Annotated in this window: 10 protein-coding genes; 7 read left to right on the forward strand and 3 right to left on the reverse strand. The window is 74.7% G+C overall.

What is annotated here, in order from left to right; genetic code table 11:
* The first annotated feature begins 95 nt into the window (after window positions 1–95).
* Complete coding sequence (locus tag ACFCY7_RS28905) at window positions 96–1,496, forward strand: PP2C family protein-serine/threonine phosphatase (protein ID WP_376488997.1); 1,401 nt, start codon at window positions 96–98, stop codon at window positions 1,494–1,496.
* 136 nt (window positions 1,497–1,632) lie between these two features.
* Window positions 1,633–1,998 (forward strand): luciferase family protein, encoded by a 366-nt coding sequence (locus ACFCY7_RS28910; protein WP_376488998.1) that lies wholly within the window; start codon window positions 1,633–1,635, stop codon window positions 1,996–1,998.
* Between the two features lie 33 nt (window positions 1,999–2,031).
* Here the strand turns inward: ACFCY7_RS28910 and ACFCY7_RS28915 are convergent, their stop codons facing one another.
* Window positions 2,032–2,523, reverse strand: coding sequence for a PaaI family thioesterase (locus tag ACFCY7_RS28915; RefSeq protein WP_376488999.1), 492 nt, complete (start codon window positions 2,521–2,523; stop codon window positions 2,032–2,034).
* Window positions 2,524–2,621: 98 nt separating this feature from the next.
* Here ACFCY7_RS28915 and ACFCY7_RS28920 point away from each other — a divergent pair, with 98 nt between their 5' ends.
* Entirely contained in the window at window positions 2,622–3,098 is a 477-nt protein-coding gene (locus ACFCY7_RS28920) for a winged helix-turn-helix transcriptional regulator (protein ID WP_376489000.1), read from the forward strand.
* A 219-nt stretch (window positions 3,099–3,317) separates the two neighbouring features.
* The gene (locus tag ACFCY7_RS28925) at window positions 3,318–4,187 is read left to right on the forward strand and encodes a YhjD/YihY/BrkB family envelope integrity protein (RefSeq protein ID WP_376489001.1); all 870 of its coding nucleotides are present in this window, start codon (window positions 3,318–3,320) and stop codon (window positions 4,185–4,187) included.
* Between the two features lie 4 nt (window positions 4,188–4,191).
* On the opposite strand, the gene ACFCY7_RS28930 is transcribed toward ACFCY7_RS28925, so the two are convergent.
* Window positions 4,192–5,034 carry an ABC transporter permease gene (locus ACFCY7_RS28930; protein ID WP_376489002.1) on the reverse strand — a complete coding sequence of 281 codons (843 nt, stop codon included), beginning with the start codon at window positions 5,032–5,034 and terminating at the stop codon, window positions 4,192–4,194.
* On the reverse strand, window positions 5,031–5,939 hold the full coding sequence (locus tag ACFCY7_RS28935) for an ABC transporter ATP-binding protein (protein ID WP_376489003.1): 909 nt from the start codon (window positions 5,937–5,939) through the stop codon (window positions 5,031–5,033). The genes ACFCY7_RS28930 and ACFCY7_RS28935 overlap by 4 nt, the downstream gene beginning before the upstream one ends.
* Window positions 5,940–6,037: 98 nt before the next feature.
* Between ACFCY7_RS28935 and ACFCY7_RS28940 the strand changes: the two genes are divergently transcribed.
* The 3 genes from ACFCY7_RS28940 to ACFCY7_RS28950 all read left to right on the forward strand — a co-directional run bounded on the left by ACFCY7_RS28940 (window position 6,038) and on the right by ACFCY7_RS28950 (window position 8,782).
* Window positions 6,038–7,474: a sensor histidine kinase gene (locus ACFCY7_RS28940; protein ID WP_376489004.1), complete on the forward strand. Its 1,437-nt coding sequence runs from the start codon at window positions 6,038–6,040 to the stop codon at window positions 7,472–7,474.
* Window positions 7,471–8,148, forward strand: coding sequence for a response regulator (locus ACFCY7_RS28945; protein ID WP_376489005.1), 678 nt, complete (start codon window positions 7,471–7,473; stop codon window positions 8,146–8,148). The genes ACFCY7_RS28940 and ACFCY7_RS28945 overlap by 4 nt, the downstream gene beginning before the upstream one ends.
* A 130-nt stretch (window positions 8,149–8,278) precedes the next feature.
* Window positions 8,279–8,782, forward strand: a complete 504-nt coding sequence (locus ACFCY7_RS28950) for an NUDIX domain-containing protein (RefSeq protein ID WP_376489006.1) — start codon at window positions 8,279–8,281, stop codon at window positions 8,780–8,782.
* Window positions 8,783–8,818: the final 36 nt, after the last annotated feature.

Here is an 8,818-nt window from a genome sequence, read left to right on the forward strand (position 1 = left end):
GCACCGGCTCCGTGCCATGCGCGGGGCGCCACCCGCTGGTGCAATGGGGAGACCGGGTACGCCGCCCGGGGGACCGCGCGGGCGGTGGAGGTGTCGTGGCGGAACGGGACGAGGCCCTCCTGACCAGGGTGCGGGCCCTCGAACAGGCGATCGGCGAGATCGGCTCGACGCTTGACGAGACGACCACCTGCCGCGAACTCGCGTCCTTCCTCACCCGCCACCTCGCCGGCGCCTCCGCCACGGTCGACCTCCGCGCGGAACCGCCCGCCGGAACGCGGCAGCGGGGCGACGCGGCCCCTGGCCCGGTCGACGGGGGCGCGGGCGGCTTCCCGACGGGCGACTTCCCGGCGGGCGCCGTCACAGCCGGAGCGGTCGGAGCAGCCGGGGCGGGCGGGGCGGTCGGACCAGCCGGAGCCGTCACGGCCCGAGCGGTGACCGCCGGTGCCGTGACTGCCGACGCCGTCGCGGCCGGCACCGGGACGGCCGGCGCAGCCGCCCCCGGCGCCGGCACGACGCCCGGCGCGATATCCGAGGGGGCGACGGCCGTGGGCCCCGTCGGTGCCGCCGAGCCCGTGGGCCATGCCGCCGAACCCGTCGGTGCCGCATCCGCCGGCCACGGCCTTTCCGTACCGCTCGCCGTCCACGACGAGGAGCCGCTCGGGACGGTCACCGTCTCCCGCGCCGGCCCCGGCGCGTTCTCCGCGGACGAGGTGGCGCTGCTCCGCCACGTGGCCCGGCTGGCGGCCCGGCACCTCGGCCACGCCCGCCGGCTCGCCGCGACCGAGGACACCGCCCTGCACCTGCAACGCGCGCTGGTCGCCGAGCCGGGCCGTCCGCACCCGAACCTGGAGATCGCGGGCGGCTACCTGCCCGCCGGGGAGCGGACCCTGGTGGGCGGCGACTGGTTCGAGACCGTGCGGCTCCACTTCGGCAGGACCCTCCTCGTCGTGGGCGACGTGATGGGGCACGGACTGGCGGCGGCCGTGGACATGAACGCCTACCGCACGGCGCTCCGCGAGGTCGCCGCGACGGACCTGCCGCCGCACCGGGTGCTGCGGCACCTCGACTCGGTGGTCGCCGAGGACGAGGGCCGCCGCCCCGCCACCTGCCTGCTCGTCCGGGTGGACCCGGCACGCGGCAGCGCGACCTTCGCCAGCGCGGGACACCTGCCGCCGGTCGTCTTCGCCGCGGACGGCTCCGCGCGGCTCGTCGACCTCCCGGTGGGCCCGCCGCTCGGCACCGGTGTCGGCGGCTACGAGCCCACCACGTGCCCGCTCACCCCGGCCGAGACCCTGCTGATCTTCACCGACGGCCTCGTCGAGCGCCGCGGCGAGGACATCGACGTGTCCCTCGCCCGTCTCGCCGCCCTCCGGCTGCCCGCCGGCTCCGGCCCCAGGGAGGTCGTCGACGAGGTCCTCCGCGGTCTCGGCGCGCACGGGGCGGAGGACGACGTGGCGGTCCTCGCGGCCCGCGTCCACGCGCGCCCCACGTCGTGACACAGGGTCACTTCCTCCCCACGAATCGCGGTGACTCACGGTCACACCCCCCTTGTCGGGGGCCTGTTTCACGCCTGGGCGGGATTCTTGCGGCAGGACGCTTGTGCACGGCCCCGGGGCCGTGCACGCTCCTCGTATGAACACGGCCAGGCATGCCAGTGAACGTCTGATGAGCTGGCCCTCGCTGACCCCCGGCCGCGCCCATTGCGGCGCCGAGCTCGGACTGGGCACCGCGACGCAGGAAATCGTCCACTTCCACGGTGAGCACGAGGCCGACGTCCATCTCACCCGCGCCATGATCGCGAAACTGCGCCCGGCCCTCCTCGGGTCGAGCGCGGTGCGTCTGCGCGCCGGATCGGGCTGGGTGACGGTCCGTCTGGACATGGGGTCGGACATCGACCTGCTCGCCACCCTGGTGAGCGCCGCCCTCCAGGCCAACGGCATCCCCGACGTCGCCCCGGACGGCTGCACCCGCACCCTCCCGGTCCTCGGCATCCGCTGACCCGTCGGGCTCCCGGGACCGACCGCGAACCGGTCAGGTCGGGATCGGGAAGAGCATGCACGTGCTCGTCGCGTGACCGAGGAGCCGGTCCTCCGCGTCGTACAGACCCGCTTCCGCGAGCGCGGTGCGGCGGCCCTGGGAGATCACCGTGCCGACGGCCCGGATCTTGCCCGTGCCCATTGTGATCGGGCGGAGGAAACGGGTCGAGAGGTCGAGCGAGGTGTACGCCATGCCCTGCGGGAGCGTGGTGTGCACCGCGCAGCCTGCGGCCGAGTCGAGCAGCGTCGCGTACACGCCGCCGTGCACGCTGCCGATCGGGTTGTAGTGCTCCTCGCCCGGTTCGAGTGCGAACACCGCGCGGCCGTGCTCGACCTCCTCCAGGGTGAAGCCGAGGAGGGCGGCGATCGGCGGTCCGGGCAGGCGGCCCGCGATCATCTCCCGCAGGAAGTCGATGCCCGCCATCGACATCGCGGCGCGCGCGGTGGCCCCGGCGTCATCCCACTCGACCGTTCGTGACCGCCCCATCACCACTCCACTCCGCTCACCAGCTGACTTTCTACAGCGAAGCTAGCCGTGCCGTCCGCTGACTGTCAACGGCAGAGCCAGGTGGCTACAGTGGGCGGATGAACTGGCTGGAGACGGATACGGAGAACTGCCCGGTCCGCCGCACCCTGGACGTCGTGGGCGAGAAGTGGAGCCTGCTGATCCTGCGCGAGGCGTTCAACGGCGTCCGGCGCTACGACGAGTTCCGCCACCACCTCGGCCTGTCCGAGGCCGTCCTCGCCGACCGCCTCCGCAAGCTCGTCGCCGCTGGGCTCCTGCGCAGCGAGCCCTACCGCGAACCCGGCGCCCGCACCCGCCACGAGTACCGGCTCACCCGCAAGGGCGTCGACCTCTGGCCCGTGCTCCTCGCCCTCAAGCAGTGGGGTGACACCCACGCCGCCGAGCCCGAAGGCCCCGTCCTCGACATCCGGCACGGCGGGTGCGGCTCCCCGGTCCGCGTCGTCGTCCAGTGCGAGGGCGACGAACGGGCCGTCCTCACGCCCCGTGACGTCACCGTCCGCCCGGGCCCCGCCGCCCGCCCCCGCCGCACCGGCTGACCCCCGCCCCGAGCCGCGAGAGGCACCTCGGTCCACCACCCGCCCGCCGCCCTCCGAACGTCGTCGCCCGACCGTCGCAGCCCGGCCGCCACCACCCGCCCGCTGCCCTCCGACCATCGCCCCCGCCCGTCGTCGCCCGCCCGTCGCAGCCCGGCCGCCACCACCCGTTCGGCGGCACCCCGCGATGGCCCGCCCGTCTGTCCGGGTACCTGACGAGGCATGCCCTCCCTTCCCGGTCCGCCGCACGACGGTGCCCCCACGGAGAACGGCCACTGGTCGCAGCGGCTCCACGCGCGGGTCCTCGCCTCGCCCGTCGGGCTCGCCTGGAACCGCGGCCGCGCCATGGAGCTCATGCACCGCGCCATGGGCTTCGCGGCACTCAGCCTGCTCACCCTCGTCCCCCTCCTGATCGTCGTGGCCGCCGCAGACCTCGCCAGCGGCCAGGGCTTCGCCCGCTGGCTCGTCCAGGGCCTCGGCGTCTCCGAGGTCTCGGAAGAGGAGGTCGAGCGGCTCTTCGGCCAGCCGGGCCAAGCCCTCCAACGCACCACCGCCTTCGGCCTCGCCGCCCTCGCCGCCTTCGGCGTCACCTTCGGATCCGCCGTACAGACCGGGTACGAGCGGGTCTGGGACCTCCCCACGGCCCGCTGGCACACCATGTGGCGGCACGTCGTCTGGCTCGGCGTCCTCGTCGCGGCGCTGCTCCTCTTCGTCGCGTTCCCCGCGCCCGAGAACGCCCCCGCCGGCGTCACCACCGTCGTCGCCCTCGGCGACCTCGGCGGCACCTTCGCCTTCTTCTGGTGGTCCCAGCGGTTCCTGCTCTGCGGCCGCATCCGCTGGCGCGCCCTCGCGCCCGGAGCCGCCCTCACGGCCCTCGGCCTCCTCGGGCTGCGGATCTTCTCGCAGCTCGTCTTCTCGCCGCTCATCGCCTCGAACGCGGTGACGTACGGCCAGTTCGGCACCGTCCTCGTCCTCCAGTCCTGGCTCGTCGGCGTCGGCTTCGTCGTGTACGGAGGCGCCCTCGTCGGGCGCCTCGTCCACGAATCCCTCGTGCGCCGCCGGCTGCGCCGCCGGTTGCGCCGCCCCCTGTGACCCGCTACTGGTCCCGGCCCCGTACCGCGAGGACCGTCACCGCGGCCCCGCCCAGCGCCCACAGCGCGTACACCAGCCAGGCTCCGCCCGCCGACCACGGGAACAGCTCCTCGGCGGCGGGTCCCGCGTCCGCGAGCCGCTGCCAGGCGTGCAGCGGCGTCGCGTGCGCGAGCACCGCGGTCAGGTGGCGCCGGTCCGAGAGCACCGCGGGCAGCAGCAGGAGCAGGACCACCGAGCCGACGATCGACAGCGCGCTCTTGCGGAACAGCGCGCCGAGCGCCATCCCGGCCACCGCGCACACCGGGGCGAGGAGGGCCGAGGCCACCACGATGCGCGGCGCGCCCGGGTGGGTGATCGGCAGCCCGATGTCCCGGGTCGACAGCACGGCCTGGGTCGACCAGAACGAAGCGCCCGCCACCACCGCCCCGAACACGGTCTGCGCCACCGTCACGACCAGCACCTTCGCCGCCATGACCGAGCCCCGGGCCGGCACCGCCGTGAACGTCGTGCGGATCATCCCGCTGGCGTACTCGCCGACCACCGCGACCGCACCCATGGCGGCCGAGCCGAGGACCAGGACCAGCGCCGCGTTGTACGTGAAGGCGTCCCACAACGCCATGTCGTTCGCCACGAACTCGGCCCGGCTCGCCGCGTCGTACTGGAGCCAGTACCGGTAGTGGTCCCAGGCGGTGCCGAGGTTGAAGGCGACCACGGAGAGCGCCCCGAGCAGCAGGGACCAGCCCGTCGACCGCAGCGACCACAGCTTCAGCCACTCCGACGCCACCAGGTCGCGGAAACGGGCGCGAGGTTCCACCACGGACGCCACGGGAAGATCGAGGGTCGTCATCGGGCCTCTCCTGCCAGGTACTCGACGCTGTCGGCGGTCAGTTCCATGAACGCCTCCTCCAGGGAGGCCGTGCGGGTGGTGAGCTGATCGAGCGGCACCCGGTGCTCCAGGGCCAGTTCGCCGATGCGGGCCGCCGAGAGCCCGGTGACCGTCAGGAGCCCGGCCTCGTCCTCGACCTCCGCCCCTTCCCCGAGCAGCAGCGCGGTCAGGGTCGCCCGGTCCGGCGAGCCGACCGTGACGCTCAGGCGCCTGCCCCGCGAGGCGAACTCCGCCAGGGTCTCCGCCGCGATCAGCGCGCCCCGACCGATGACCACCAGCTCGTCCGCCGTGTGCTCCATCTCCGTCATCAGATGACTCGACACGAAGACCGTGCGGCCCTCCGCGGCCAGCCTCCGGAACAGGCCCCGCACCCACTTCACGCCCTCCGGGTCGAGGCCGTTCAGCGGCTCGTCGAACAGCAGCACCGGCGGGTCGCCGAGCAGTGCGCCGGCGATGCCGAGCCGCTGCCGCATGCCCAGCGAGTACCCACCGATCCGGCGCCTGGCCGCTCCCGCCAACCCGACCTCCTCCAGGACCTCGTCGACGCGGGAGAGCGGAATGCGGTTGCCGCGCGCCAAGACCGCCAAGTGCGCCCGGGCGGTCCTGCCCCCGTGCGCGTCCCCCGCGTCGAGGAGCGCGCCGACGTGCCGCAGGCCCCGCGGCCGGTCCCCGAACGGCCGGCCGTCGACCGTCACCGACCCGCTCGTCGGCGTGTGCAGGCCCAGGACCATCCGCAGCGTGGTGCTCTTGCCGGAGCCGTTGGGGCCGAGGAATCCGGTGACCCGGCCCGGCCGCACGGTGAAGGTGAGCGCGTCGACGGCGGTCGTGGCGCCGTAGCGCTTGGTGAGTTCCCTGACTTCGATCATGGACACCACCGTGCCGTCCGGGCCCCGCGCCGGGCATCGGACCAGCACCGACAATCGGCGGCGGGCCCTGTCACCCCAGGTCGTACACCCCCGGTCCGATGCCCGCGGCGGGGCCCGCCGTCTACGATCACCGCATGTCCGACACCCCGTCAGCACCGTTCTTCAAGCGGGTCACTCCCGGCGGGTGGGCCGCCGTCGCCTGGGGCGGGGGCATCGCGTTCACCGCCCTGCTCCGGATCCGCGTGCCCGGCCAGGAAGGGCCGGACGTCATGCCCGGCTTCGTCATCCTGCGCTGGGACGGGCTCGCCATGCTGGCCGTCGGCACCCTCCTCACCCTGCGCGGCAGCGCCCTCCTCGCCCGGCGCCCGACCGCCGCCCTCAACCACTTCCTGGTCGCCTCGGTCATCGCCTCCACCCCTCTCGGCGTCACCGCCATCCCCGTCGCGCAGTACCTCGCGGTCGACGTCGGCCTCTATGCCATCGCCGCCGCCCGCCCCCGCCGCGAGGCCTCGCGGGCGCTGCTGCTCGCCCTCGGCCTGCTCGTCGTCTACCTGGCGGTCCGCCTGCTCGCCGGCTGGAGCGCCGGCACCACGGCCGCCCTGGCCGTCGCCCTGATCGCCCTCGTGGCGTGGCTCCTCGGCCGCTCGGAAGGGCAGGCCCGAGAGTTCGCGGTACGGAGCCGTGCCCAGGCCACCGCGCAGGCCGTCACCACCGAACGCCTCCGGATCGCCCGCGAGATGCACGACACCGTCGCCCACAGCATCGGCATCGTCGCCCTCCAGGCCGGCGCGGCCCGGCGCGTCATCGCGACCCAGCCCGAGGCCGCCCGGCAGGCCCTCACCGAGATCGAGACGGCGAGCCGCGAGACCCTGGCCGGGCTGCGCCGGATGGTCGGCGCGCTGCGCACGGAGGAGACGGAGACGGAGCCAGGGGCGCGGGCGGAGTCGGAGGGTCGGGGCGAGTCGCCCCTCGTCCCTCGCCCCGAAGCCGTCCCGACCCCCTCCGGCCCCCTGTCCACCGTCCCGTACCCCACCGGCCCCGCGTCCACCCGCCCGGCCCCCTCCCGCCCCACGCCCACCGGCCCTACCTCCACGGTCGCCGAGCTCCGGGGCCTCCCCGAGATGCCCGGCCTGGCGGCGCTCGACCGGCTCGCCGAACTCACCGGCAACGCCGGGGTCCGGGTCGCCGTCCGCAGGGTCGGCGCCCCGGGCACGCTGCCCCCGGACATCGACCTCTCCGCCTTCCGGATCGTCCAGGAGTCCGTCACCAACGTCGTACGGCACTCCGGCGCCGACTCCTGCACGGTCACCGTCGACCACCGCGACCCCGCGTCCCTCACCGTCACCGTCGAGGACCGCGGCCCCGTCGCCGGCCACGCGCGCGCGAGCGCCGGCCCGGGCTCCGGGTACGGCCTGACCGGGATGCGGGAGCGCGTCGCGGTGCTGCACGGAGAGTTCGGCGCGGGCCCCCGCCCCGGCGGCGGCTTCCGCGTCACCGCCCGCCTTCCCCTGCCCACAGGAGCCACCACCCGATGAGCCACACCACCGCCGAGCAGCCGGTCCGGGTTGTCCTCGCCGACGACCAGCCCCTGGTGCGGACCGCGCTCCGCATGGTCATCACCGACACGACGGACCTCGTCGTGGTCGGCGAGGCCGCGAACGGCGCCGAGGCCGTCCGCCTCGTGGAGGAGACCGGCGCCGACGTCGTCGTCATGGACCTGCGCATGCCCGGCACCGACGGGATCGAGGCCACCCGGATCATCACCGCCGGGCCGACCGGCGCCCGGGTCGTCGTCCTCACCACCTTCGACGACGACGACCACGTCTACGGAGCCCTCCACGCGGGCGCGTCCGGATTCCTCGTCAAGGACATGGCCCTCGACGACATCCTCTCCGCCGTCCGCGTCGTCGCGTCCGGCGACGCCCTCATCGCGCCCAGCGTCACCAGCCGCCTCATCAAGGAGTTCACCGGCCGCCCGCGCGTCACCGCCGCGCCGCGCCGCCGGGCCGAGGGCATCACCGACCGCGAGCGCGAGGTCCTCACCCTCGTCGGACGGGGCCTCTCCAACACGGAGGTCGCCGCCGAGCTCCACATCAGCATCGCCACGGCGAAGACCTACGTCACCCGGCTGCTCGCCAAGCTCGACGCCCGTGACCGGGTGCAGCTGGTGATCATCGCGTACGAGGCGGGCCTGGTCTCCACCGGCTGACGCGGCCGTGCCGGGGCGGCGGTCGGAACGATCACACGATCCGGTGGATCCGCACGCGAGCGCCCGGGCGCCGTCGCACGGACCGCTTGGATGGAGGCGATCCCATCAGCGCGTCGAGAGAGAGCCGCCCATGGCGAACACCTGGCTGCCGCCCGTCGAGTACATCGCGACCCTGCCGAGAGCGACGGCGTACGCCTGCCTCTACTTCACGGACACCGCAGGCCGACCGTTCCAGCTGCGCGCCAGTGACCGCACCGAACGGTGGCAGTGGCCCGGCGGGAACATGGACCCGGGGGAGACCCCCTGGGAGACGGCGGTACGGGAGTGCCGCGAGGAGACCGGGATGACCTTCACGGGCGAACCGCGCCTCCTCGGCACCCACTTCGTCACCGACCGGGGCGAGGACTGGCCGGCCAACCACATCGGCTTCGTCTTCGACGGCGGGGAACTGACGGACGAGCAGATCGCCGCCGTCGTCCTCGACCCGGGCGAGCACAGCGAGTACAGCCTCCGCACCCTGGACGAGTGGGAGCGCGAGATGACGCCCGGGGAGTTCGTGCGCCTCGCCGAGATCGACCGGGCCCGCAGGACCGGCGCCACCGTGTACGTGGAGGCCCGCCACATCGAGGACTGACCGCGGACGCGCGGTGTACGAGGGCGGGGCCGCCCC

The organism is Streptomyces sp. NPDC056361, assembly GCF_042262805.1.
In the GTDB taxonomy this organism is placed as follows: domain Bacteria; phylum Actinomycetota; class Actinomycetes; order Streptomycetales; family Streptomycetaceae; genus Streptomyces.

What these genes read in the sequence shown, in the direction of transcription:
- ACFCY7_RS28910 (WP_376488998.1), top strand. Translation starts at nt 1,633, where the DNA reads ATGAACACGGCCAGGCATGCCAGTGAACGTCTGATGAGCTGGCCCTCG.
- ACFCY7_RS28915 (WP_376488999.1), bottom strand. Translation starts at nt 2,523, where the DNA reads ATGGGGCGGTCACGAACGGTCGAGTGGGATGACGCCGGGGCCACCGCG.
- ACFCY7_RS28920 (WP_376489000.1), top strand. Translation starts at nt 2,622, where the DNA reads ATGAACTGGCTGGAGACGGATACGGAGAACTGCCCGGTCCGCCGCACC.
- ACFCY7_RS28925 (WP_376489001.1), top strand. Translation starts at nt 3,318, where the DNA reads ATGCCCTCCCTTCCCGGTCCGCCGCACGACGGTGCCCCCACGGAGAAC.
- ACFCY7_RS28930 (WP_376489002.1), bottom strand. Translation starts at nt 5,034, where the DNA reads ATGACGACCCTCGATCTTCCCGTGGCGTCCGTGGTGGAACCTCGCGCC.
- ACFCY7_RS28935 (WP_376489003.1), bottom strand. Translation starts at nt 5,939, where the DNA reads ATGATCGAAGTCAGGGAACTCACCAAGCGCTACGGCGCCACGACCGCC.
- ACFCY7_RS28940 (WP_376489004.1), top strand. Translation starts at nt 6,038, where the DNA reads ATGCCCGCGGCGGGGCCCGCCGTCTACGATCACCGCATGTCCGACACC.
- ACFCY7_RS28945 (WP_376489005.1), top strand. Translation starts at nt 7,471, where the DNA reads ATGAGCCACACCACCGCCGAGCAGCCGGTCCGGGTTGTCCTCGCCGAC.
- ACFCY7_RS28950 (WP_376489006.1), top strand. Translation starts at nt 8,279, where the DNA reads ATGGCGAACACCTGGCTGCCGCCCGTCGAGTACATCGCGACCCTGCCG.